Annotated in this window: 17 protein-coding genes and 1 tRNA gene; 10 read left to right on the top strand and 8 right to left on the bottom strand. The window is 44.1% G+C overall.

All coding sequences use genetic code 11. The annotated features are described in order from the left end of the window. Window positions 1–53 precede the first annotated feature (53 nt). Window positions 54–1,358 (top strand): HlyD family secretion protein, encoded by a 1,305-nt coding sequence (locus tag JMX50_RS07295; protein WP_201629034.1) that lies wholly within the window; start codon window positions 54–56, stop codon window positions 1,356–1,358. Window positions 1,359–1,500: 142 nt separating this feature from the next. Here JMX50_RS07295 and pdxH read toward each other — a convergent pair whose 3' ends face one another. From pdxH to cysS, 5 genes are all read right to left on the bottom strand, one after another. Then, window positions 1,501–2,160 carry a pyridoxamine 5'-phosphate oxidase gene (gene pdxH, locus JMX50_RS07290; protein WP_201542509.1) on the bottom strand — a complete coding sequence of 220 codons (660 nt, stop codon included), beginning with the start codon at window positions 2,158–2,160 and terminating at the stop codon, window positions 1,501–1,503. Window positions 2,161–2,223: 63 nt separating this feature from the next. Then, window positions 2,224–3,591 carry a phosphoglucosamine mutase gene (gene glmM / locus JMX50_RS07285; protein WP_201629033.1) on the bottom strand — a complete coding sequence of 456 codons (1,368 nt, stop codon included), beginning with the start codon at window positions 3,589–3,591 and terminating at the stop codon, window positions 2,224–2,226. Between the two features lie 208 nt (window positions 3,592–3,799). Beyond that, window positions 3,800–5,272, bottom strand: coding sequence for an IMP dehydrogenase (gene guaB, locus JMX50_RS07280; protein WP_201565811.1), 1,473 nt, complete (start codon window positions 5,270–5,272; stop codon window positions 3,800–3,802). 469 nt (window positions 5,273–5,741) lie between these two features. Continuing rightward, window positions 5,742–7,772, bottom strand: coding sequence for a mechanosensitive ion channel family protein (locus JMX50_RS07275; protein WP_227670960.1), 2,031 nt, complete (start codon window positions 7,770–7,772; stop codon window positions 5,742–5,744). Window positions 7,773–7,901: 129 nt separating this feature from the next. Continuing rightward, the gene (cysS, locus tag JMX50_RS07270) at window positions 7,902–9,362 is read right to left on the bottom strand and encodes a cysteine--tRNA ligase (protein WP_201629032.1); all 1,461 of its coding nucleotides are present in this window, start codon (window positions 9,360–9,362) and stop codon (window positions 7,902–7,904) included. 232 nt (window positions 9,363–9,594) lie between these two features. Between cysS and JMX50_RS07265 the strand changes: the two genes are divergently transcribed. Beyond that, entirely contained in the window at window positions 9,595–10,194 is a 600-nt protein-coding gene (locus JMX50_RS07265; RefSeq protein ID WP_201629031.1) for a cob(I)yrinic acid a,c-diamide adenosyltransferase, read from the top strand. Between the two features lie 126 nt (window positions 10,195–10,320). Here the strand turns inward: JMX50_RS07265 and JMX50_RS07260 are convergent, their stop codons facing one another. Further along, complete coding sequence (locus JMX50_RS07260; protein WP_201619380.1) at window positions 10,321–11,310, bottom strand: hypothetical protein; 990 nt, start codon at window positions 11,308–11,310, stop codon at window positions 10,321–10,323. Window positions 11,311–11,705: 395 nt separating this feature from the next. On the opposite strand from JMX50_RS07260, the gene JMX50_RS07255 reads away from it, so the two are divergent. The 8 genes from JMX50_RS07255 (at window position 11,706) to JMX50_RS07220 (ending at window position 22,560) form a co-directional block, all read left to right on the top strand. Continuing rightward, window positions 11,706–12,446: a glycerophosphodiester phosphodiesterase gene (locus JMX50_RS07255; protein WP_201629030.1), complete on the top strand. Its 741-nt coding sequence runs from the start codon at window positions 11,706–11,708 to the stop codon at window positions 12,444–12,446. 561 nt (window positions 12,447–13,007) lie between these two features. Then, on the top strand, window positions 13,008–14,183 hold the full coding sequence (locus JMX50_RS07250; RefSeq protein ID WP_406947528.1) for an acyl-CoA desaturase: 1,176 nt from the start codon (window positions 13,008–13,010) through the stop codon (window positions 14,181–14,183). Between the two features lie 258 nt (window positions 14,184–14,441). After that, window positions 14,442–15,908 (top strand): protein adenylyltransferase SelO, encoded by a 1,467-nt coding sequence (locus JMX50_RS07245; RefSeq protein ID WP_201629029.1) that lies wholly within the window; start codon window positions 14,442–14,444, stop codon window positions 15,906–15,908. Window positions 15,909–16,249: 341 nt separating this feature from the next. Next, the gene (locus JMX50_RS07240; RefSeq protein ID WP_201629028.1) at window positions 16,250–18,571 is read left to right on the top strand and encodes an NADP-dependent malic enzyme; all 2,322 of its coding nucleotides are present in this window, start codon (window positions 16,250–16,252) and stop codon (window positions 18,569–18,571) included. Window positions 18,572–18,732: 161 nt separating this feature from the next. Further along, window positions 18,733–19,962: a tRNA nucleotidyltransferase gene (locus tag JMX50_RS07235; RefSeq protein WP_201629027.1), complete on the top strand. Its 1,230-nt coding sequence runs from the start codon at window positions 18,733–18,735 to the stop codon at window positions 19,960–19,962. 46 nt (window positions 19,963–20,008) lie between these two features. Then, entirely contained in the window at window positions 20,009–20,821 is an 813-nt protein-coding gene (locus JMX50_RS07230; protein ID WP_201629026.1) for a pteridine reductase, read from the top strand. A gap of 93 nt (window positions 20,822–20,914) precedes the next feature. Beyond that, a tRNA-Ile gene (locus tag JMX50_RS07225) sits at window positions 20,915–20,991 on the top strand. A 216-nt stretch (window positions 20,992–21,207) separates the two neighbouring features. After that, window positions 21,208–22,560 (top strand): alpha/beta hydrolase, encoded by a 1,353-nt coding sequence (locus tag JMX50_RS07220; RefSeq protein ID WP_201629025.1) that lies wholly within the window; start codon window positions 21,208–21,210, stop codon window positions 22,558–22,560. A gap of 284 nt (window positions 22,561–22,844) precedes the next feature. Here the strand turns inward: JMX50_RS07220 and JMX50_RS07215 are convergent, their stop codons facing one another. Beyond that, a complete protein-coding gene (locus JMX50_RS07215) occupies window positions 22,845–24,527 on the bottom strand; it encodes an NAD-dependent malic enzyme (protein WP_201629024.1) in 1,683 nt (560 codons plus the stop codon). Window positions 24,528–25,050: 523 nt separating this feature from the next. Further along, window positions 25,051–25,854, bottom strand: a complete 804-nt coding sequence (locus tag JMX50_RS07210; RefSeq protein ID WP_201629023.1) for a helix-turn-helix domain-containing protein — start codon at window positions 25,852–25,854, stop codon at window positions 25,051–25,053. Window positions 25,855–26,102 lie beyond the last annotated feature (248 nt).

Genomic DNA, 26,102 nt, shown 5'->3' with positions numbered 1-26,102 from the left:
TTAACAAATGCAAAAAAAACTTATGATAACTATTCAAACTTTAGGAGCGCGGCATGAGTCAAGAAAAATCTGATGAGCTTAACCAAAACCCTAAGCCTGCCTCTGACGCGCTAACCAACGACACTCATGCTCCTAATACAACAAATCATCCAAGTGCTGCGGTCAATATAGATAAATCAGCTAACGACAGGCTCGTAAATAACGAAAGTATTGTTAATGACGAGAGTATTGTTAATGAGAGTCTTACTGACAGTGATGAGTCGTCCATGCCGCCTATGCCGCCAAAGGAGCCGATTCCTAGCAGCGACGGCTGGTCGCCAAAGAAGAAATCTTATTTAAATTTAGGCATACTAATCGCCTTGATTCTGATTGGCGTGGCGTTAATTTTGTACGCTTGGAAGCTGCCGCCTTTTACCCCGACGGTCCAGCAGACCAATAATGCCTTTATTAAAGGACAAACCACCATTATCAGTCCGCAAGTATCTGGCTACGTGACTGAGGTGGCGGTTGAGGATTTTGCCAATGTTAAAGAAGGTGATTTATTAATCAAAATAGACGATCGTACTTTTAGGCAGCAGCTTGAGCAAGCGCAGGCAAACATTGAAATCGCTGTGACCAATCGCGCTAGTAATGCGCAGGATACAGGAAGCAGCCAAGCGCAAATCGAAGCACGCGAGGCGGACTTATATAGTGCTAAAGTCAGCGTCGACAGTGCGCGTGAGGATGTCAAACGCTATCAAGGTTTAGACGCTATCGGCGCGGTCTCAAAGGCAGAAGTGGCGCATATCAAAGCGCAACTTGCAAAAGCGCAGGCCAACGTGCAACAAGCAGAAGCGAATTTACAAGTGGCTCGTGAGGCAAGCGAGAAGACCAGCGGTAGCCGCTCATCTTTAGATGCCAATATTAAGAGTGCAGAAGCCGGTGCTAAGCAAGCTCAGATTAATTTAGACAATACCGTTATTAAGGCACCGGAATCTGGGCAGCTGAGTCAAATCAGTGTCAAAGAAGGACAATACGTGAGCGCTGGTACGCAGCTGATGTATATCGTACCAAAAGGCGTATGGATTATTGCCAACTTTAAAGAAACGCAAGTAGCCAATATGCGTATCGGTGAGCCCGCTACCATTCATGTCGATGCCCTTGGCGGTGCCAAATTTAGCGGTCATGTCAGTAATATCTCGCCTGCAACGGGCAGCGAATTTAGCGCAGGCGCGGCCAACCCTGCGACGGGTAACTATATCAAAATTGCCCAGCGCGTTCCTGTTAGAATTGATTTAGACCAAAACCAGCCTAACCTTGCGCAGTTACGTCCAGGTATGTCAGTGTCAGTGAATGTCGATACCAAAGCAAAAAGTTAATGCAAGAAATTAATGCAAGAAATTAGGCTAAAAATCAGCGCAAAAAAAGCCTCTTTAAATGCCTAACGTGTTAGGTTTAAAGAGGCTTTTTGATTTTTGCAATATCTTATTTTCAGTAGATTTTAGCTTAAATGAGCTAATTTTATGGTAACAAGCGTTTGGTTGTCCATTTTGCCGCGTCGCCCGTGCCACTCTTATCTTGCGTATAAACAATGCGGTCATGCATACGATTGGCGCGGCCTTGCCAAAACTCGATGCTCTCAATCGTAATCTCATAGCCACCCCAAAACTCAGGGGTTGGCACTTGACTGTCTGCTGGATAATCATTTTGCAACTGCTCAAACGTTTGCTCCATGACCTCGCGATTGGCAACCTCACCACTTTGCGGCTGGCTAACCCACGCGCCCACTTGACTATCATGCGGACGTTTTTGGAAATAAGCCGCTGATTTAGTAGCGTCTATTTTAGCAATACTGCCGCTGATACGGATTTGACGCTCAAGCTTATGCCAAAAAAACAGCGCTTCGGCATTGGGATTTTCGGCGATATCTTGGCCCTTGGCACTTTCATAATTGGTATAAAACACGATGCCTTTATCGGTAATTTCGCGCAGCAAAACGATACGCACGCTGGGCTTATTGTCCGCGCCGCACGTCGCTAAACTCATCGCATAAGGTTCTTGCACTTCTGCTGCTATCGCTTCATTCATCCACGCGTGTAGCAGCTCAAATGGTGAGTCTGGTACTGACTGCTGGTCGAGTTGCCCTTTCTCATACGATAAGCGCTGATCGGTAAAATCCATACTCATGATTGTTTCTCGCTAACTTTCAAATATTATTAATATAAGTCTATTTAACTAAGACGTTTAGCCTAAAACCGTTTTGATTTTATCGGCCAAATCATTGGCCATCACATCGCATTCTATCTCATCGTCTGACTCAACCATGACCCGAATCATCGGCTCTGTACCTGACTGACGGATAAGTAGGCGACCACGACCTTCTAAAGTAGCGCGGGCTTTATCAAAAGCGTTGACAAGCTCTTCATGTTCAAACGGATCTTGCATTTGCGATAAGCGCACATTGACCAATTTTTGTGGTAATACTTCAAAACCTTCGGTCAAATCACTAAGCGCTTTACCACGTGCCTGCATGACTGCGAGTATTTGTAAACCTGCGATAATGGCATCACCGGTACGACTTTTATCCAAGCATAAAATATGACCAGATGGCTCACCGCCCAATATCCAACCATTGGCTTCAAGGTCTTGCATTACATAACGATCGCCCACTTTTGCACGGGTAAACTCAATATCAGCGTCTTTTAATGCCAATTCTAAGCCCATATTACTCATCAATGTCCCAACGACACCTTTGGCTTTGGTTTGACCTTGGGTAGCAAGCACGTACAAAATACCATCGCCATCGACCAACTCGCCGGCTTCATCGACCATCACGATACGGTCACCATCACCATCTAAGGCAATACCGACATCGGCTTCATGCTCGAGTACGGCTTTTTGCAAACTTTCAGGATGTGTTGAGCCGCACTTTGCATTGATATTAATACCATCGGGTTTGTTATTAATCGCAATGACATTGGCGCCAAGCTCGCGCATGACGCGCGGGGCGACACTGTAGCCTGCGCCATTGGCACAGTCGACGACGACGGTTAAATGGTCCAAGTCATATTGATAAGGAAAGCTGCCTTTGCAAAACTCAATATAGCGCCCTTTAGCATCATTAATGCGATTGTTTTTACCCAATTTTGCTGGATCTAAAATAGGCATCAGAGCATCGTTATTGCCCGAGTCAGCCATAATGGCGGTCAATTTATCGTTGATGGCATTTTGCAGCTCATCGGTGAGTTTTTTGCCATCACCTGAAAAGAATTTAATACCGTTATCAAAATAAGGATTGTGCGAGGCTGAAATCACTACGCCAGCATCAGCATTAAAGCTACGCGTCAGATGCGCAATAGCAGGCGTTGGTAGCGGCCCTAGCATATGGACGTCGACACCGGCGGCATTAAAACCCGCTTGCAGCGCCCCTTCAATCACATAACCTGATAGACGCGTGTCTTTACCAATGACCACACTGGGTTTACGAGCAGGATTATTATTATTTTCTATCAGCACCAACCCCGTGACATAACCTAACTTTAAAATAAAATCAGGGGTAATGGGTAACTCACCAAATTTTCCGCGAATACCATCAGTGCCAAAGTAGCTCATTATTATTATTCCTCAATGTTAAAAAGTAAAAACCAGACGTGCGTACAGGCATAGCCCATAGCCGTAGATACAGATACGCTTAATCCAATCTTGTATTTTACAAAAAAAACAGCCAACAATAACAAGGCATTGTTGGCTGTTTGTATCTCAACGTCACGACAACGCTACTAAGCCAGAAATTTGCACTTAGGCAGCGTTAAAAATGCTATTAGTTGACACGGTAGTTAGGCGCTTCTTTGGTAATCTGCACATCATGGACGTGTGATTCTTTCATACCCGCTGAAGTGACTTTGACAAACTGTGGCTTAGTACGCATCTCTTCGATGGTTGCACAGCCGGTATAACCCATTGATGAACGCAGACCACCCATCATCTGATTGACAATGCCAGAAACTGGACCTTTATAAGGGACACGGCCTTCAATACCTTCTGGTACCAATTTTTCCACACCATCTTTGGCATCTTGGAAATAGCGATCTGACGAGCCGTTTTGACCTGACATCGCACCCAAGCTACCCATACCGCGATAGGCTTTATAATAGCGACCTTGGAACAGCTCAACTTCACCTGGCGCTTCTTCGGTGCCCGCCATCAATGAACCAACCATGATGCATGACGCGCCAGCAGCAATGGCTTTTGCCATATCGCCTGAATAGCGAATGCCACCATCAGCAATCAGTGGAATACTGTCTTGTAGCGCGTTTGCTACGCTATCAATCGCAGAGATTTGTGGCATACCAACACCAGCGATAATGCGCGTGGTACAGATAGATCCTGGACCGATACCTACTTTTACCGCATCCGCACCAGCATCACGTAACGCCAAAGCGGCATCACCAGTGGCAATATTACCGCCGATAACTTGAACGTTTGGAAAGTTCTTTTTAATCCAAGAAACTTTATCAATTACGCCTTTTGAATGTCCGTGCGCCGTATCAACAACGATGATATCGACGTCAGCTGCAATCAAGGCTTCAACACGTGCTTGGGTATCAGCGCCCGTACCAACAGCCGCACCAACGCGCAGACGACCGTGCTCATCTTTACAAGCATTGGGATTGTTTTCTGCTTTGGTAAAATCATTGACCGTAATCAGACCACGCAAACGAAAATCATCATTAATCACAATGACTTTTTCAATACGGTGCTCATGAAGGAGTTTTTTGATATTCTCATTGCTCTCCCCTTCTTTGACGGTAACCAGCTGATCTTTTGGCGTCATGATATGACTGACTGGCAATGATAAATTGGTCTCAAAACGCCAGTCGCGGTGGGTAACGATACCGATTACTTTATCAGTGCCTTTCTCAACCACAGGCACACCTGAGATATTGTTATCTTGGGTCAATCTTAGTAGCTCACCAATCGTCATCTCTGGATGAACTGTGATAGGGTCAACCACCGTACCTGCTTCGAATTTTTTGACACGACGTACTTGCATGGCCTGCTTATCGATATCCATGCTCTTATGCAAGATACCCAGTCCACCAAGCTGTGCCATGGTAATGGCCATATCAGACTCAGTGACGGTATCCATCGCAGCAGAAATCATTGGTAAGTTTAGCGTGATGTTTTTGGTTAGGCGGGTCGTTAAATCAGCAGCTTTTGGTAGGATTTCAGAATAAGCTGGCAATAATAAAACGTCATCAAAGGTTAAGGCTTCATCGACAATTCGCAACATACAGACCCCTAGTGGTGGTTATTTTGATGGGTGGGCAATGCAGTATCAAGTCGATAAACGAATGTTTTGTCAAAACCAGCCGGCTAAAATGCAAATGAAGATAAAGCCATCGGATTGTGATAAAACCATGAGGAACAAACACTAAATACCAACATTCGCTCGGCACGTTATCTATTTATCAGCGCTAATAAAACGATTGGGTAAGTAGATTTGCCAATACAGCGCCTCTAAACATCCTAAAGTCTGATTAACGATGCTTAATAACTGAATTATCCCTTAAAAATAACGCCATATTATAACAAATAAGGCAAGCCTTCGCATAACATATTTGTCAGCTTATTTTGCTATAACCACAATCCTAATTAATCCTCCCTGCTTATTTATAAAACCACTCTTTAAGAAGCTTAAAATACAATCGAATAGCATTGTTATAGACCAAAATATTAGATTTAAATCTTTAACAAAAAACTTAACCATCACCTGCTTTGACAATCAAACGCTCAGCCGGTAAATACTCTTTTTGTTCGTTATATAAGTAGCCTAGCATCTGCTCACGTACTTCACACTCAAGCGTCCATGCATCAATAGGGCTATTAGCCGCTTGGCTACAGCGTAGCTTAATAGTGGTTTCTGATACCGAAACGGTAAACAGCTCAGGCTCAGTTTCACTGTCCCATAGCGCATTGTCTTTTACCAGCTCGATGTATTTTTGTCGAATGGCGTCAATATCAGCACCATAATCGACATGTAAATAAATCACTGACGTTTGATGCGATTCGGTATGCGACCAGTTTTCGACAATCTCAGTGATAAAATGCCGCATAGGCACAATCAAGCGGCGCTCATCCCACGTTTTTAGTACCGCATAGGTGTAGCCTAAATCCTCAATCGTGCACCATTCACCCTCCATCATCACCGTATCGCCGATACGCACAGGCTGGGTAATGGCGACCTGCATCCCTGCGATGATATTGCCTAAAATGGGCTGGGCGGCAATACCTATCACCGCGCCGGCAATCCCCGCTGAAGTGAGTAAGGTCTTACCCAAACCATCGATATTGGTAAATTCACTCAGCCCTATCCAAATTCCGCCTAAAATCATCACAAAGATAAAAACGCGGCGGAAGATAGACACATAAGTGCGACGGCGGCGGCCTTTATCAAACTGCTCTTCGCTTAAATTTTCGATTTGCAAATCTTTATAACGATTGGCAAAGAAATTAATGGCGCGAATGCCAAGCCACATGGCACTAAATACCAAGCCAATCCAAATAATGGGTCGTGTCGATGACGCTAAGGCATCCAAATAAGGAAAGCCGCCTGATACCAAGGTATAAACAGACGAAAAACTGATGGTGAAAGTTAAGGGTACGGTCAGTTTATTGACTAAATCTTCCACCCCGTTGTGATGAACAGTACCAAGTCGGTTGCCTTCTTTATCCAAGACATACCAATTGAGCAGTTTACCGGCCGCTTTACTTAATAGCCAACCGGCACCCATGGTAAAAGAAAAGAATAGGAATAGTGCTATAAATTCCCAAATCGCAATACCAAAGACTTTTAATTTGGTCCAGTCGGGCAAATAACGCTCAAACTTTGCCGGCTGATATTGCTCGTATAGCTTATCGATATTGGCCACCGTCTGCGCAGAAAATACCCAAAAAGGCGCGCTATCATCAAGGCGAACGCGTTCGAGATGTATCGGTATGCGGCGCTCGCGATAGTCGATATAACCTAATTGAATCGAACGCCTAGGAATGCCTTGAATACTATTCGTGCTACCAAGCGGCGGCTCTATCAAACCATCTGGGCGATCTGGCAGCTTGTCAAATACATAAAGCTTTTTTTCTACCAATAAAAAATCAAGCTGTTTGACTAGATCCATTGCTTGGCTGCTTTGTCGCTTTTCATCAATCAAGTTCATATTGAGCGCATAAGCGGCCAAGTCATACTGCTGCTTTATAACCGCTGATTGAAAAAACTCTAACGTTGCCAGTGGTGTCGATAAATTCGGTGGCTCAGATAAGGGCGGCAAGCCTGCATTGAGAGTACTTAATGCATAATAGCCTTCGTTATAATCGCCCGTCAGACCAGAATCGCCTTGTAGCACGCCCGCTTGCTGCACGGTTTTTTTCTCAAGCGGACTAATCATCTCTTCGGCAATAGCAGAGGCGCTAACCCCTTCTCTTTTCAGCTTATCAAGCTGTTGCTCGGCATAATCAACGATGTTTTCTGGCGCAGTATTATCGGTACTGGCAGCATTAGCAGGCAGATAAACAATGCTTAGGATAATAACGGCCATGCTGAGAATAAAGTGACGGATACTTAAATGCTTATTAAATCTTTTACCATTCGCCATAATAATATTCAAACTCTCAAGTTTTTTGAAAGTCTCAAATTTTTCCCAATTATCAAAACCAACAATATTAGCATCACGAATATTGCCAGTATTTAGAATTTGGAGGTTTTTAACAATCAAAGACCAATGAGAGTGTTTCATACGATAAGGCTCTGCTGCATTAAGTATAGGATTAAGCTAATGCACTGGGCAAAAAAAAGCCAGCGCTAAGCTGACTTAATTTATGGGCAAACTGTTAATCAATACAATTGGTTATATAGAGAATATGATTTAAGCGCGGCGCCAAGTCGTACCCGCGCGGCTGTCTTCAAGCTCAATACCAGCATTCTTTAACTGCTCACGTATCTCATCAGCACGGGCGAAGTTTTTATTGGTTTTGGCATCTGCGCGCTCGATGATTAATCCATCAATAGCTGCATCGCTTAAACCGTCTGCTTGCGCCTCACCGATGACCGCTTGTAGAAACTGCTGTACTGGCAGCTGCAATATATTTAGCGTCTGCGCCAAGGCTTTAAGCTGCTGCGCCAATTGCCATGCACCCTCTACGTCTTCCACTTTAATCGCTTTATTGATATCACGTGCCAAGCCAAACAATACACTAATAGCCGTTGAGCTATTAAAGTCATCGTTCATGGCTTTAATAAAGTCTTGTCCCGCCGCACTGTCATAAGCAGCTGTTATCAGCGCATCATTGATAATAAGCGCTTGCCCTTTTTGTTGCTCAGCAGCTTTTAACGCTTGATATAGCCTGCTTAGGCTATTATGGGCTTCATTTAAAGCACTATCGGAGAAGTTTACTTGGCTGCGGTAATGGCTCGATAATAAGAAAAAACGCAGCGTTTCAGGATGGAAATGCTTGATGACGTCACGAATAGTGGCAAAGTTACCCAAAGATTTGGACATTTTTTCGCCATCGACATTAATAAAGCCAACGTGCATCCAATTACGTGCGTATTCGCAGCCCGTCGCCGCTTCCGATTGTGCTATCTCATTTTCATGATGCGGAAACTGTAAATCATGACCGCCGCCATGAATATCAAAAGTATTGCCAAGGCATTTGGTCGACATCGCCGAGCATTCAATATGCCAGCCCGGACGTCCTTGACCCCATGGCGATGCCCATTGTGGCTCACCAGGTTTTGCCGCTTTCCATAGGACAAAGTCAAACGGATTGCGCTTGTCATTTTCGACATCAACGCGCGAGCCCGCTTGCATATCGTCCAAATTGCGCTTGGATAATTTGCCATAATCAGGGAAGCTATCGACCGCATAATAGACATCGCCATTATCGCCAGCGTAAGCGTAATCATTACTGACCAAATTGCCAATCATCTGCTGCATCTCATCGATATGGTCGGTCGCACGCGGCTCGGCATCAGGCGATAAGCAACCAAGTGCCGCAAAGTCTTCGTGCATCGCTGCAATAAAACGCTGGGTTAATGCGCCAATCTCTTCGCCGTTTTCGGCAGCACGGGTGATGATTTTGTCATCAATATCGGTGATATTACGCACATAATTAACGTCATAACCCAATTGTTTGAGCCAGCGTACCGCCATATCAAAGGCAACCATCATCCGCGCATGACCGATATGACAATAATCATAGACCGTCATCCCGCACACATACATGCCTACTTTGCCCGCAACAAGCGGTTTGAATGACTGCTTGCGCCCAGTGAGTGAGTCGTAAATGGCAAGCTGAGACATAGCGTCTGCAAGAGGTGTGGTCATAGTAGAAAAGCCTTTTGATTAAAAGTATAAGAAATAAACGAGCATATCCATACTGGATTCCGTGGTCATAAAATGTCTATCTATAAAAGATTTTAACGTGATTATGACCCTAAGGAGCACAGCAATATAAAACTTAACCCATTATCTTAGCGAAAATGCTCGTAAAATACTACAATGAGCGCACAACTAAGACTCGCAATGATAAAAAACACCGACCGCTAAGGATGCAAACATGGGCAATCGTTTAAGCAAAATATATACACGTACCGGAGATGACGGCACCACCGGCATGGCAGATGGCAGCCGCGTGAGTAAAGCGGACAATCTATTTAGCGTGATGGGTGATATCGATGAGCTCAATTCACACATAGGTTTAATCCGCGCGCAATTGACGCAAACTTCAACTGACGTAAATAAAGAAGCCGATTTTGCGCAAGCGTTAGTGATTATTCAGCATTTGCTATTTAATATCGGTGGCGAGCTTGCCATGCCAGAATATGAAGGCGTGAGCGCCGTCCATATCGACTGGTTAGAGCAGCAAATTGATGCGATGAATAGCACCTTGCCAGCGTTGAAAGATTTTATCTTACCGACAGGCTCAGTGCTTGTCAGTCAACTGCATGTGGCACGTACCGTCTGTCGCCGCGCTGAGCGTCAAGCAGTATTATTGCAACAGCAGCGCCCACAAGCAATCCGTCCTACGGCGGTCAGCTTTATCAATCGCTTATCTGATTGGCTGTTTGTTGCCGCCCGTTTCTGTACGGACCCTGAGCAAGTTTCTGAAGTATTATGGGACAGTCAAGTACTACAGAAATTCGCTGATAATAAATAGCGTAAGCTTAACCCTTACATTATTAGCCAAAGACTAAATCTAGCAAGCAAAACGCCCGCAACTTACGATGGTTGCGGGCGTTTTTATTTCAAACTCTAGGCTTAAACAGTAACTACTGACATTTTATTAATAAGTGGCGTTTTTATCTTCAATAATCACCATGTCGATACTTTCATCTTTAGGTACTGACTTAGGTGTGGCTGGAGTCACAGGCGCTGACGTACTAGGCGTTGCGGCAGCTTGGTTACTGCTTTGACTGTTCTGACTATTGCTACTCTGACTACTAGAGCTTTGACTGCTGCTATCTTGATTACTTTGCTTCACAGTCGGTGGCGTAGCAGGTTGAGTTGGACGCACAGGAGTTACTGGCGTGACTTGTCTTGGCTGACGCGGTTGGCTGTCGTTGTTATTTTGCGCAGCTTGACGGCGACGTTCAGCTTGCTGGGCAGCGCGCTGGGCACGCTGCTCTTCTAGCGCCGACTGAAAGACTGAGCCTGCCACCACTTCTGATACGACCGTAATCAACGCCGGCTGCCCTGCGATACGCGTACGTACTTGACCACCTTGCGTACCAACGACATAAGTAAAGGCATCATCAACTAGCATATTGTTATTGATACGGATATTGTCATTGGCTAAACGAGACTGCAAGCTTGGCTGATTGTTGGCCGCTTGCAGCTGGCTGGCTTGATATAAATCTTCACTTGGCAAGGTCATGCTGACGCTCGCCTGACACGTGGTCATGCCATTGGCATTGGCTGCTTGTAAAACTGCGGCATTTTGGACATCGATGACGATACCATTGGTTTTCTCAGTGACAGCGCCGCCATTTAAACCAATCTCAGCATCGTTGGCGTAGCTTGCAGCCAGCGTTTGTCCTTGTTGATTGAGCGTATTTTTTAAAGCGGATTTGAGGCGATCTTGTACCATTGGGTCATCACAGCTAACCGCAGTAGCAGCAGCGTTTTCGCTAGCAGTGGTGTCTTCGGTTAGCTCTGCTGTCTCCGTCGTCTCTTCTTTTTCTGAGCGGTCACAGCCAGCCAGCGCTAAACTGCAGGCGATGCCAATACCAGCAACCTTATACCATTTGCTCAAACTCTTATTTGCTACGCTCATCTTTACTTTGCTCCAATTTACTGATTCGTACCGCCACTGATGGACATTGTTTAACATTCAAAGACTCACACTGAAACCATCACGCTAAAATCGTAACTAACAATTAGCAATCGTAACAATTAACAGTCATCGTGCAAGTTTTGAAAACCACATTATTATACGGTGTTTGAATTAAATGGTCATCAGTGTAGCCTATCGATATACAAATAACGCCTAACATTAGGGCTAAAATCGAGGTTTGGTTGCAAAAACGCAACAAATACCTAGGGAAATAATGGCGTAAGTTATTGGCGCATCTCATATAAGTGATGAATCTGCTATCCGGCAAATATTTTATTAGACCCAGTTTTCTAGAGGCGATATGATGGCGGTAAAATATTTGATAGTTATTGATAATGATAAATTTTAAAAACACGCTTTTATTAGGCCATCGCGGCGCGCGCGGTGAAGCAGTAGAAAATACCGTAGCAGGTTTTAAGCTTGCGCAAAATCTGCAAACGGCGGGCTTAGCCGGTGTGGAATTCGATGTACAGTTGACTGCGGATGGTCACTTAATGGTCTTTCACGATGACAATTTACAACGTATGTGCGCGCAGCAATCACGTATCGATCAGTTAAGCCTGGCTGAAATTGAGCGCTATTCGCAATTGGATCATAAGCAATCTGGCCATAAGATTACGCCGTTAGCGCATATAGCATCTGCATTAGAAGGCTTTAGTTATATCGAGCTTGAGATTAAGACTCATGAGCGCACAGATTATCGCAAGCTAATTAACGCTTTGATGACCGAGCTAATCGATAGTCCGCTTGCCAGCTTGCCTATCGTGTTGACCAGCTTTGATGTCGAGCTGCACGCCGGACTGCAACGCAATAAGCTGTTGCAGCATATACCGCGTGGTTTATTGATTCGGACGCCTGAAACCTTGATCACGGCATCTAATACTGCGCTGCAACTTGGCTGTGTGCAACTCGGTATTCACTATCCGCTGCTGAATCAAGCAGTCATTGCCCACTGTCATCGTTATAACTTGCCTATCAGTGCGTGGACAGTCAATGATAGCAACACGATTGAACAATTGATCGCGTGGCAAGTCGATGTCATTATCACTGACTATCCAACTTATTTACTTACATAACCTATTTGCTCACATCACCTATCTATTCATAGATAGAAGGGGTTATTTATGCTCATGCAACCTTTTGCTACCTATATATAACCTACGCCTCTTTTAATGATTGCCTGTTTTAATGAACATCTTTTTTAATGACTACCATAGTTTAATACCCTACATATCTACCATCGTACTTACACTTTTACTAAATTGCTGATAAGTCTTGGGTTATTTACGATAATACATTCCATAACTCATACAAGTTATTGTTATTTAGCAATATTTTTCTAGTGTATAACTGTTCACTTTGTCTTTCTTTTCAGGTAATATGGGGTCTAAAATTAATACCGTTAGGAATATTACATGATTGCTAAAAAAGTAATAGGCTTACCACTTAAGGGCTTACGTTTGGCCATGAAGTCGGGTGATACGCTTATACAGCACGCTGGCACTCAAGCACTACGCGTAAAGACGTGGCTTGATACTAGCAAAAGCAAAACTGACGACGCTGCCGATACGCAGTTTGCGACCACCAGCGGCTATAAAAATGCCAATGCAGCGAGCAACGATGAAGGCATCGATCCTCTGGAGCTTGAATTCCAAAAATCGCCGATAAACTTGGTACCAGCGATTTTCCTTATTACAACGCCTATTGCTGCGGCAGTCATTACGCCATGGTACTTACTGACCCATCAGGTTAGTGCGCCTGTTTGGGGTGTGTTTGGTGCTTTTATGGTCTGGACAGGTATTAGTATTACCGCAGGCTATCATCGCCTACTGTCGCACCGTGCGTATAAAGCCCATCCTTTGGTAAAAAACTTCCTATTGCTAGGCTCAACCCTTGCGGTTCAAGGCTCAGCCTTTGACTGGGTGTCAGGTCACCGTACCCATCACCGTCATGTTGATGATCGCATGGATGACCCTTATTCAGCACAGCGTGGGTTTTTCTTTAGCCACATTGGCTGGATGCTACGTAATTACCCTAGCGGGCGCTTTGACTATAAAAACATTCCTGACTTAACCAAAGATAAAGTGCTGCAGATTCAGCACAAATATTATGGTTTATGGGTATTGGCAACCAACGTTGCGATGGTCGCTGCGGTTGGTTGGTTAATCGGTGATGTTTGGGGTACGTTAATCTTGGCAGGTCTACTGCGCTTGGTATTGACCCATCACTTTACCTTCTTTATTAACTCGCTATGCCATATGTTTGGTACGCGTCCTTATACCGACACCAATAGTGCGCGTGATAACTTCTTCCTTGCTATCTTTACTTGGGGTGAGGGTTATCATAACTATCATCACTTCTTCCAATACGACTATCGTAATGGTGTGAAATGGTGGCAATATGACCCAACTAAATGGTTGATTGTTGGCCTATCTAAACTTGGTTTAACGAGTGAATTGCGTACGGTTGACGACACCACCATCAAGCATGCTGAAGTGCAAATGCAGTTCAAGAAAGCCCAACAGCAGATTGATAATGCCACCGCAAACGGACTTGATATTCCTCATGCGATGAAGAGTTTCCAAGATCGTATTAAGTTTGAATACGATGCCTTTACGCAGACGGTTGAAGAATGGCAAGCGCTAAAAGCCAAAACCATTGAGCTGAAAAAGACTGAATTTGCTGATCGCTTGCATGAAGTTGAAGAAACGCTAAAACAGGATTATGCCAAGGTTGAACAAAAAATACTGGCGCATAACAGCAATCTAAAAAATGCGTTTCGCTCTATCGGTCAAAGCCCAAAAGCAGCTTAAGTATTTATAAAGATTACTGATTTAACTCCTTCATTATCAGTCTCTCCTGCCCTCTATCTGTAAAGATAGGGGGTTTTTTTATGGTAATGATTCGTGGACTAATTACAAGAGATGGACAGAGTGAAACGCGGCATTATTAAGGCTATGGTATAGTGAGTTCATGAATATCAGCACTCACTATTTGCATCTATATTTATAGAGCGACCAATCGATATCTACCACCTTATTAACCTACTCCCCTATATTGGAACGGCAGCTATGCGCTATCAAAATACTTATGTCAAATTAGACACCCGCCTTTATCATGAGCAGCCGCCGACACCGCTCGACAATCCGCGCGCTGGTCACTTTAACACCCAAGTTGCCGAGCAATTGGGCTGGCTTGATGATGAAGATTTAATGGCGCGTTGGGTTGAGATATTGGGTGGTCAATATGTGCCAGCTCAGTTTCAGCCGCTATCGATGGCCTATGCTGGTCATCAGTTTGGACAATGGGCGGGACAATTGGGCGATGGCCGTGGTTTACTCATGGCACAAGTACTCGATAATAACGGCCAATTGCAGGACTTACATCTCAAGGGCGCTGGTCTAACCCCTTACTCACGGATGGGCGATGGTCGCGCGGTACTGCGTAGTACCATCCGCGAATATTTATGCGGTCATGCGCTGACCCAACTTGGCATCCCCTCGTCTAATGCCTTGGGCTTTGTGGTATCAGATACCAAAGTGCGCCGCGAACGACTGGAAGCGGGAGCAGCCTTGATGCGCGTTGCTGACAGTCACATTCGCTTCGGTCATGTTGAGTGGATTGCCAGCTTTGCCCCTGACCTGCTCGGCGAGTTTACCGACTATATGATTGATACTTACTATCCAGAATGCCGTGATAGTGAAACACCAGTCTTGGCATTTTTACAAGCCGTAGTTGAGCGTACCGCACGTATGATTGCGGACTGGCAGCTGATTGGCTTTGCGCATGGGGTGATGAATACCGATAACTTATCTATTACTGGTAGCACCTTAGACTTTGGTCCGTTTGGTTTTATGGAACGTTTTAATCCTGCTTGGATTAACAATCACTCCGACCATACCGGACGCTATGCTTATCAAAATCAGCCTGCCATTGGGCATTGGAACTTAAATATTTGGCTACCGCATTTTATGCGTCTAGAGGGTGTCACGCGCGATACCTTGGCTGATTGCCTAGCGCCGTATGAAGCGACTTTTATGCAGCATTATCAGCAAGGGCTGTGCCGTAAGCTGGGATTGCCGCATGCCAAAGACAGTTTGACTCTCGCTTTTGAATGGTTGACATTGTTAGAAGATAACTTACTCGACTATAGCAATAGTTTCCGCGCGCTATTGGGTTTGGTCGCACCAAACGAGCATCCTCATGAACAGCAGCTGCTCACAATAATGACTGCTGAGTTTAATAATGAGGCGCAGCAAGTCTGGCAAGATTGGTCAACACGGTATTTGGCAGCGCTACAGCCGTTATCTAGTGAGGCGTCTATTGAGGAGATGCGCAGCAATAATCCGGTTTATGTGCTACGTAATAGTATGGCGCAGCGCGTTATCATGGCGGCGGAACAAGAACAGTTTGATGAGTTAAATCGAGTCTTTGAATTGCTTGCTACCCCTTATAGCGTACAAGACATCGCCACCGAACTTGATACCTTACCACCTGCTCCGCATGCGCCGCAGATGCCGATTAGTTGCTCTTCTTAATAAAATACGAGTAAGCGGCTATTCTGTAATATTTTGAAACATGGTGCAACTAGGGTTGATATTTCGCTCTATTATTTGTCATCATCAACCAGCGAAATAATGAATATCATTTTATTATATTGCTCGCACTATTCAGCCGAGCTGACTATGCAGTTAAATGCCAATAATGCTAGAATAGCTGTTTTTGTACGATTGTTGTTTTTACCCTGATGTCTAGTCGCCAATCATGACCTTTTTAGTATAAAAGCACCCTCATTGTCATCTTTCATGGTTTTGAGGTTTAGACGTTAGTTTTTTATCCCATTTACTTTATTCCAATTATCCCAACCATGGCAATTATTATGAATGACGATATCACTTTGAATACGGATGCTCCTACCACGGAAAAAGAGCAGTTTGAACAAGCTGCCCTACATTACCATGAGTTCCCACGCCCGGGTAAAATCTCAGTAACACCTATCAAGCAACTGGCCAACCAACGTGATCTGGCGCTCGCCTATTCACCAGGGGTTGCGATACCTTGTCTTGAGATTCAAAGAGATCCAGCTTTAGCAGCTAAATATACTGCTCGTAGCAACTTGGTCGGTGTGATTACCAACGGTACTGCGGTACTTGGTTTAGGGAATATTGGTCCATTGGCATCAAAGCCTGTGATGGAAGGTAAAGGGGTTCTATTCAAAAAATTCGCTGGTATTGACGTTTTTGATATTGAAATTGCTCAAAACGATCCAGACAAGTTCATCGAAGCGGTTGCCTCTTTAGAGCCTACTTTTGGTGGTATTAACTTAGAAGACATTAAAGCACCAGAATGTTTCAAAATCGAGCGTGAATTGCGCAAACGTATGAACATTCCAGTATTCCACGATGACCAACATGGTACGTCAATCATTGTTGCCGCAGCGATGCTAAACGCTTTGCTCATCACTGGCAAAAAAATTGAAGAAATTAAAGTCGTTTGTTCAGGCGCTGGTGCAGCCGCTATCTCTTGTTTGGATATCATTTGTGCGCTTGGTGTTGATAAAAATAACATCTTGGTATCAGACTCACGCGGTATCATTACTACCAGCCGTGAAAACCTTGATGAGACTAAGCAGCGTTATGCCCGTGATACCACTGCATCTACCATCGAAGAAGTGATGGATGATGTCGATATGTTCTTAGGCTTGTCTATGCCTGGTACATTGACCGAAGACATGGTTCGCCGTATGGCAAAAGACCCTATCGTCTTTGCCCTTGCCAATCCAACGCCTGAGATTATGCCAGAATTGGCCCATGCGGTACGTCCAGACGTCATCATGGCAACAGGTCGCTCAGATTATCCCAACCAAGTAAACAACGCGTTATGCTTCCCTTATATCTTCCGCGGTGCGTTAGACGTTGGGGCAACGACCGTTAATGAAGAAATGAAAATTGCTTGCGTAAAAGCAATCGCCGCCATGGCGCATGTTGAAGCCACGCCAATGAGCAACGTGAAAAACGTTGAGAGCACGCCAAGCTTTGGACGCGAATATTTGATTCCAGGACCTTTGGAGCCGAACTTAATCATCGAAATTGCTTCTGCTGTTGCTAAAGCGGCGATGGATTCTGGGGTTGCGACGCTACCTATTACGGATATGAAAGCCTACCGTCAACGCTTGTCTGAGTTTGTTTATAACTCAGCGTTTGTCATGAAGCCTATCTTTGCCCGCGCGAAAGCTGACCCTAAACGTATTGTTTACTGTGAAGGCGAAGACAGCAACGTCTTGCTAGCGGTACAAGTGGTGGTCGATGAGCAGTTGGCATATCCAATCTTGGTTGGTCGTCCTGCCGTCATCGAAAAGAACATCGAGAAACTTGCACTACGCCTAAAAGATGGTGAAAACATCACGATTATCAATCAAGATGATGATCCACGCTATAAAGACTACTGGCAGGGCTACTACGAGAAAAACAAACGTAATGGCGTCAGCATTGAACTTGCTCGCCGTGATGTTCGTCGTAAGACCTCTTTAATCGGTGCGTTACTGGTTGAAAATGGCGATGCCGATGGTATGATTTGTGGCACATTCAGCTACTATCAGCTCCATCTAAAATACGTCAGCAGAGTCATTGGCAAAAAAGACGGCGTCAGTGATTTTTATGCGATGAATGCCGTTTTGATGCAAGATCGCAACATCTTTATCGCCGATACTTATATCCATGAAGACCCAACGGCTGAGCAATTGGCTGAAATGACGGTACTGGCAGCTGATCAGTTACGTCGCTTTAGCATCACGCCACGTGTGGCGTTGGTTTCGCATTCAAACTTCGGTACATCAGACCGTGCCAGCGCGGTAAAAATGCGCAAAGTACATCAGCTGCTGACAGAGATGAATGTCGATTTTGACTTCGATGGTGAAATGCAAGGTGATGCGGCACTTGATGAGCATATCCGTGCCAATGACTTGCCATCAAGCAACCTAAAAGGCTCAGCAAACTTGCTTATTTTGCCAACGCTTGATGCAGCAAACATTGCTTTCAACCTACTAAAAACGGCGACCAGCAGTGCCTCTATCGGTCCTATCTTGCTAGGCGCTAACAAGCCTGTGCATATCCTAACCCCATCAGCGACAGCGCGTCGTGTGGTTAATATGACAGCGCTTGCGGTCACTGAAGCTCAAGATTTAATCAATGAGCAGAAGTAGTTGTTTATATAGCGTATAAACACATAGCTAAGACGGTCTTCTGTTAGTTATTTATAGAAACCGTCTGCTATACTAAAACCAGTCAATACTCCTAAGCGAGTGTTGACTGGTTTTTTTTGGCAAAACGACTTAGTAAATACTGGATAAAAAAAGAGACTATTATGCAAGTGTATCTCGTCGGCGGCGCTGTCCGTGACCAACTGTTAGGTCGTCCTATCAAAGACAAAGATTTTGTCGTCGTCGGCGCGACTGTCGCAGATATGCTGGCGGCAGGTTTCCAACAAGTGGGCGCAGACTTTCCAGTATTTTTGCACCCTGTTAGCCGTGAAGAATATGCCCTAGCACGTACGGAGCGCAAACAAGGTCTGGGCTATCAAGGCTTTAGTGTGCATGCCAGCCCTGATGTCACCTTGCGTGAAGACTTGCAACGTCGTGATTTGACTGTCAATGCGATGGCAATCGAAGTCAAGAGTCTTACCGATGACACGCCCATCACTGGTAAAGTCGTTGATTACTATGGCGGATTGCAGGACATTAAAAGTAAAACCCTACGCCATGTCTCAAGCGCTTTTAGCGAAGACCCATTACGGGTACTGCGAACTGCTCGCTTTTATGGACGCTACTATGATTTGGGCTTTGGTATCGCCGATGAAACCTTGCTATTGATGCGTCAATTGGTAAGCTCAGGCGAGCTTGCGCATTTAAGTAGTGAACGCATTTGGCAAGAATCGAGCCGTGCCATGATGCAAGTGTCGCCGCAAGTATATTGGCAGCAGCTGTTTGAGATTGGGGCGCTAACAGAGTATTTTACCCCGCTACATCAAGTTTGGAGCCATGCTCAATACGGTCAAATACGAGAGATTGTACAAACCGCATTGTATTTCGCCGGTCAAATGCAATTAAATTTGTCACAGCGCTGGGCTTTATTAATGGCCAGTCTCAACACAGATTTATTTGCTCTAAAACCTACAAACTCGAATTCAGATAACATAGAATCAGATAATACAGCATCAAATAACATAGCTACTGCGGTTAAAGGGATTAATGAGATTGGAAACAGCGCAAAAGTGCCAAAAGCGCAAACCCAATTTGCCACCTTATTTGTGCAGCAAGCACAAAAGCTTAGCATCATAGACCAGCTGCGCGCCGCTGAGAAAATCGATCTTATTCAAGCTTGTAGCGCTCATAAAGCGCCGGACAAACTCTCGCAGCTCTTGGTCATAAGCCATGTTTTAAAACTGGCCATACAGCACCGCCAAATGATGCTGGCATTGGGCAGCTTTCACGCAATCGGCATGGATGATATTGACCAAAGCCTCAAAGGTCCAGCGATTGGCGAAGCATTACGACAACGTAGAATTGAGCATTTACAAGCACCACCTGTCTTGTAAACAAGCACTTTCAACCAGCAATTTAGATAATGAAAATACCTTTAATATGAACCAAGAATTTAGCTTAAGCCAACCAAAAGATTCTAATACCTCAGCGCCAGTAATGCTAGTAACTGGTGGTGCTAAGCGTATTGGTGCGGCTATTGTTCGTGCCGCCCATGAGCAAGGCTACCGTGTCATTATCCATTGTCATCATAGTGAGCAAGAAGCCAATGCCCTAGCCGATGCGCTGAATCACAGTCGTCCTGATAGCGCGGTCGTCGTCCTTGCAGATTTGTCGGTTGTTGATAACAGCGAGACGCTACAGCAATTTACTCAAAATATTGTGCAAGCATTTGGGCAGCTTAATGTCCTAGTGCATAACGCCTCACGCTTTTATCCAAGTCCGCTTGGTCATATCAATCTTGAGCAATGGGATGAGTTATTTTTAACCAATGCCAAAGCGCCTTTATTATTAAGCCAAGCGTTATATCCTTATCTACGGACACAGCAGGGCTGTATTATCAGCCTGCTTGATATCCATGCGCATAACAAACCTTTTAAAAATTATGCCATCTACAATATGGCAAAGGCGGCGCATCGCATGATGGTACAGTCTTTAGCGCTTGATATGGCGCCCGAGGTACGCGTCAATGGCGTCGCTCCTGGCGTGAACATCTTACCTGAGGCTGATGGCGACCAAGCGCTTGACCAGCAGCAGCAAAAAAGCATCATCGATTCTATACCCATGCAGCGGATAGGCAGACCTTACGAGATTGCGCATAGTGTGCTTTATCTGGCGAACGCGAGTTACGTCACTGGTGAAATAATTACCGTAGATGGCGGTCGCAGCCTGACATTGGCTGGTGGTCATATTTGATAGAAAGTAGCGCTGCATGAAAATATCTTGATTAGTTCCTATCTTTTACTTGAAAATCTAGAAAAATCAGGTATCATTGTGCGTCTAACGTTAGGGCCCATAGCTCAGTTGGTTAGAGCAGAGGACTCATAATCCTTTGGTCGTAGGTTCAAGTCCTACTGGGCCCACCACATATTAAATCAGGCTTGTTCGCAGCGATGCGGCAAGCCTTTTTTTTATGGGGTTTTTAGAGCTTTTAGAACATATAGGTAGATGGCGGACCATATAGAAATAGGAGACGTTGTCAATACTGCTGCTTTAATGGTATTTTTATTTATAGACAGTAGGTATCCTTACCTTATAATAAAATGAAAGCCAATGTTAATTCTGATTGAATAAGGGGGTTTATGACAATATTGCCGACATCATCCCTAATTGCATTGCTGACAAAGGCAGTAAAGATAGTAGAAACCACTGCGCTTAAACGTACCAATCAGCGCCATGTGCTGCATTATTTATTAAAGGGATTAGGTGACCTACCAACGCCATTAATTGAGCGAATCAATCATTACTTAAAGGCTCCTACCGCTGAGCAGTACCCTCATGCTGATGCACATATGAGACTTATTATCGGTTTGAACCACAAGCTCAAGCCGCCTATACAAACCACGCAATTAATACAGTTACGGAAAAAATTTGCAACCGAGATGGTCGCAATTCAATCTCCAAGCGTATGGCAGCAAATAAATGCTGATAGCAACGCTAAAAACAAAAACAATGACCATAAAGAAAACGGCAATGCGGTGAGCTGGCAAGATAAGGTTATTGCCAACGCTGATGGTGCTGATATGGTTATTCGCTGTTATCAAGCAGAGTTTAGCACCATTCAAAACCCTGAACGAAATGGCGATAACCCTGAAAAAAACTGTGATAATGTGGTGATGCTGTTTTTTCATGGGGGCGGATTCTGTGTCGGTGATGTCAATACAGATCATGAATTTTGTCATGTCGTTTGTGCACAAACCAGCTGGGCAGTTGTCAGCGTTGACTACCGTCTAGCACCGGAATACCCTGCTCCCACCGCTATTAGAGACTGTCTTGAGGCTTATACTTGGTTAACTAAGCATGCTCATACCCTTGGCGCGTCGTCATCCCGTATCGTCTTAACGGGTGACAGCTCAGGCGGTGGCCTTGCGGCAGTGGTCGCGCAACAGGTGAGCAACGCCACTGTTGCACCATCCTTTGATAAACAGCAATATATGAATACGCTTGATCACTTCACAATTGATATTTTTCAGCAATTGCAACATTTACCGCGTCCACTCGCACAACTATTGTTATATCCGATCACAGATATCGGAACCGACTATCCAAGCTGGAAGTTGTATGGACAAGGCTTAATGCTAACTTATAATGATGTTGAAGTGTTTCATGCGGCTTATTTACAAAATTGCGCCTTAACACAACCGCACGCACTTCTCTCGCCCATGGATGGTGATAACACAAAAATGTGTCCAAGCTATATCGTGGCTGCTGAATTGGATATTTTACATGACGAAGCACTGGTTTATGCCGCGCAGCTACAGGATTATGGTATCAACGTGCGGACTCACACCGTCCTTGGCGCACCCCATGGTTTTACGCATTTAATGAGTGTGCATCAAGGTCTTGGACACGAAACGAATCATGTTATCAGTGAGTTTGCCATTTTTGTAGAGCAGATAATTGGCACAGAAACCAATACCATGACGTTGGCATAAAAATAATACGGAATAATGAAAAAGTTGCCTAAGAAACTAAAAAGCCCTCTACGTTATATAAAATAGCGAAGAGGGCTTTTACGATTTTAATGAATGAATAATTAATAACTATAAAGAAATGCAATTATGCTTGCTGATCTAACAGCTTTTTTTATGTTAAATTAATTCAGCGACAACTGGTCAACCGTATTTATCAAATTCTGGCTAACGCCCAACCAAGGTTACGTTGGTTAGTCTAAAGCCAGCCAGCTATCCATCATTTATCTATACATACTTTCTAAAGACTAGAAAGAAGTACGGCGATAGTTGCGATATTCAGGTAACCAGAAATTCGCTTTTAAGCGGCGCTGTAGGTTCTCCGCCGTGATAGGTAGTGCCAGCTTATCTTGAACCGCCTGCAGTGCCACTTCATAAGCTATTTTTTCACTGATCTCTTTAATAACTTTAATAGGCGGTAATATGGCACCGGGTGCTTTTTCGTACTCCATTGATATATCTGCAAGCGCTTGGCTTGCTGCCATCAACATATTATCGCTGATACCTGTCGCTCGCGCTGCTAGAACACCGAGACCGATACCAGGAAATATATAGCTGTTATTACATTGAGAGACTTCAAAAGACTGACCGTTAAAAGTGGTATTAGCAAAAGGGCTACCCGTTGCGATAATGGCGCGACCACGGCTCCAATTCGTCACTTCTTGCGGTGTGGCTTCCACACGAGACGTCGGGTTTGAAAGCGGTAGTACAATTGGGTTTTCAGTATTAGCACATAAAGATTCGATTACCTCTTGAGTAAACAGACCTTTTTGTCCGCTAACACCAAATAATACCGTTATTTTTGCTTGTTTAACCACTTGCGCTAAACCGAGCTTCTGACTTTTATCCCAATGTTCAATAGCCGATTGTTTTTGCACGAGTGGCTCTTGGAATTTTTGTAGTTCTGTCATGTTATCAGTGAGCAAGCCATAACGGTCAACCATAAATACTTGGCTACGAGCCTGCTCTTCCGTTAAGCCTTCGCGCTGCATTTGGCGAATGATATGCTCAGCAATACCGCAACCCGCCGATCCTGCACCCAAGAATGCTATTTTTTGCTGACTTAGTTTCTGACCCTTATTTAGGCATGCTGCAATCAAAGCACCGACCGACACCGCAGCAGTCCCTTGAATATCATCATTGAAGCAGCATAATTGGTCGCGATATCTGTTTAATAACGGGGTGGCGTTTCCCTGTGCAAAATCTTCAAATTGTAATAACACCTCTGGCCAACGACGCTTAACGGCTTGAATAAATAGATCGACAAATTCATTATATTCATCGCCAGAGATGCGTGGATTCCTCCAACCCATGTACATAGGATCGTCAAGTAGCTGTTGGTTATTGGTACCAACATCTAGCAAAATAGGCAAACAATAAGCCGGGCTGATGCCACCACAAGCCGTGTACAAAGCCAATTTACCAATGGGAATGCCCATACCGCCAATACCTTGGTCTCCTAGACCCAATATACGTTCGCCGTCAGTGACAACGATCACTTTGACATTTTGTTTGGTGGCATTTTGCAGCATATCATCAATTTTATGGCGCTCAGGATATGAGATAAATAAGCCCCGTTTACGGCGATAAATTTGCGAGAATTTTTCACACGCTTGACCAACCGTTGGGGTATAGATGAGCGGCATGACTTCCTCTATATGCTGCTCAATCAAATGGTGAAATAGGGTTTCATTGGTATCTTGTATATTACGCAAGTAAATGTGCTTATCCATGTCACTAGTAAAGGAGCGCAGTTGATGATAAGCCCGCAGAGACTGCTCCTCAATCGTCTCAATGTTGTGAGGTAATAGCCCTGTTAAATTAAAGCTATCACGTTCTTCTGATGAAAAAGCACTGCCTTTATTCAGTAAGGCGGTTTCTAATAGAGCGGGTCCGGCAATGGGAATATATAATGGACGCTTGTTTGACATAATAAAATCTTCTTATTGACGTATGAGTGAAAACGATGCTAGTGCTGCATTATACATAGCATCAGCCCATACTTAACAATAGATAACAAATCATTTTGGGTGAGCATGGCTCTAAACTTGATTACTTATACATTTGCCTAGGAATAATGTTGTTTTCTCTAGAGGTGGATGAAAGGAGTCGATGATCAAGTCAATATTGATAAAGATGTTAACCCAAGAAATGAACGTTTCTTCAGAGGCTTAAAAATGCAGTGGATGCCAAAAGTATAATTGCTAAGATATTTCTAAATTCAGCAGAGGCATCAATGATTATATTCTGGGTTAATAGTAAAACGTGAGCCTATAGTAGAGCTAAACCTTGCGCTACATAAAATAGTGGCCAGTCTTATAAAACAAAAAACCAGTCGTACTTAGATTTTCATCATACTTACGATTTCTAAGAGTTAAAATTCGATATACCTGTTCACCCTTCTATTACTGAGATGAAATTCTGTAATATGATACGAAAGGAAAACCTTGGTCACTATATTTTAAAATGCATCTTACGAAACTTAATAGGTGACATTCCAGTAAATTGCTTAAACTGCCGACTAAAAGCACTATGATCACCATAACCACAATTTAAAGATATTTGCGTCACTGTGAGCTTATGGTCTGCCAAAAGACGAATGGCATGCTCTAAACGAAGTTTTTGTACAAACTGAATCGGCGACATATTAAGTACTGCCTTAAAAGTACGCTCTAGTTGTGATTGACTAAGATTCGCCAGCGTCGCTAAATGCACAATATGAATCTTTTGATCAATGTTGTTTCGTACATACTCCTCTACACTTGCCAAGCGAGCGTGCTTACGCAATATTCGCTCATTATCTTCATCGATATCGACCGATATGCCCACCATTGCTACAATACGCCGTTCTGTATTATATACCGGTAGCTTTTGTGTGATACACCACCCTAGCTGTCCAGAAGCATAGCTATGTAACTCCAGTCTATCAGTAATCTCCCTGCCCTCTTTCAGCACTTTCATATCCTGATTAAGGTAATCTTTGCCTTGAGGCTCTGAAAACACTTGCTCTGAAGTTAGCCCTACAAGTTCTTTTTTATCTTTGAGCCCACTACGTTTAATCAGTGTCCTACTTACTAATTGATAACAGGCTTGGCTGTCTTTCACAAAAAATACCGTGTTCGCCATAGTATCGAGCAAAGGTATTAATAATGATACGTTACCAACAAACTCCTGCAAGTTTTTTGGTCGATAAGCCTGTAGCTGTTTTGACAATCCATTTGTCGGCTCTCTTAACGATAGCATTTGCACATTTTCCATATAGCCTCTCTTGGGCTCTCCTGCTAAACCCTAAAAACATTTTAAAGAAACCTTATTACTATCTAGGCTCTGTACATAAATACTTCATTAGAAAAATAAACTTTAAAATCATTTTACCCTGAGCTTCCCTAGAACCTAATAACTATTTAGCACGTTAGGTTAATAACATATGACCTTTATACCGTTATATCGCTCTATAACCTATGCAGAAATGCGCATTTATTCATGGAAAAACAACAAGACCCCTT

The organism is Psychrobacter maritimus (assembly GCF_904846345.1).
Lineage (GTDB): Bacteria > Pseudomonadota > Gammaproteobacteria > Pseudomonadales > Moraxellaceae > Psychrobacter > Psychrobacter maritimus.
Note: the sequence above shows the minus strand (reverse complement) of the source record. Positions and strands in the feature narration are given on the sequence as shown.

Coding starts and splice junctions, on each gene's coding strand:
- JMX50_RS07235 (WP_201629027.1), top strand. CDS start 18,733: ATGCAAGTGTATCTCGTCGGCGGCGCTGTCCGTGACCAACTGTTAGGT.
- JMX50_RS07275 (WP_227670960.1), bottom strand. CDS start 7,772: ATGAAACACTCTCATTGGTCTTTGATTGTTAAAAACCTCCAAATTCTA.
- JMX50_RS07295 (WP_201629034.1), top strand. CDS start 54: ATGAGTCAAGAAAAATCTGATGAGCTTAACCAAAACCCTAAGCCTGCC.
- glmM (WP_201629033.1), bottom strand. CDS start 3,591: ATGAGCTACTTTGGCACTGATGGTATTCGCGGAAAATTTGGTGAGTTA.
- JMX50_RS07260 (WP_201619380.1), bottom strand. CDS start 11,310: ATGAGCGTAGCAAATAAGAGTTTGAGCAAATGGTATAAGGTTGCTGGT.
- guaB (WP_201565811.1), bottom strand. CDS start 5,272: ATGTTGCGAATTGTCGATGAAGCCTTAACCTTTGATGACGTTTTATTA.
- JMX50_RS07220 (WP_201629025.1), top strand. CDS start 21,208: ATGACAATATTGCCGACATCATCCCTAATTGCATTGCTGACAAAGGCA.
- JMX50_RS07265 (WP_201629031.1), top strand. CDS start 9,595: ATGGGCAATCGTTTAAGCAAAATATATACACGTACCGGAGATGACGGC.
- JMX50_RS07255 (WP_201629030.1), top strand. CDS start 11,706: ATGATAAATTTTAAAAACACGCTTTTATTAGGCCATCGCGGCGCGCGC.
- JMX50_RS07245 (WP_201629029.1), top strand. CDS start 14,442: ATGCGCTATCAAAATACTTATGTCAAATTAGACACCCGCCTTTATCAT.
- cysS (WP_201629032.1), bottom strand. CDS start 9,362: ATGACCACACCTCTTGCAGACGCTATGTCTCAGCTTGCCATTTACGAC.
- pdxH (WP_201542509.1), bottom strand. CDS start 2,160: ATGGATTTTACCGATCAGCGCTTATCGTATGAGAAAGGGCAACTCGAC.
- JMX50_RS07240 (WP_201629028.1), top strand. CDS start 16,250: ATGAATGACGATATCACTTTGAATACGGATGCTCCTACCACGGAAAAA.
- JMX50_RS07215 (WP_201629024.1), bottom strand. CDS start 24,527: ATGTCAAACAAGCGTCCATTATATATTCCCATTGCCGGACCCGCTCTA.
- JMX50_RS07210 (WP_201629023.1), bottom strand. CDS start 25,854: ATGGAAAATGTGCAAATGCTATCGTTAAGAGAGCCGACAAATGGATTG.
- JMX50_RS07230 (WP_201629026.1), top strand. CDS start 20,009: ATGAACCAAGAATTTAGCTTAAGCCAACCAAAAGATTCTAATACCTCA.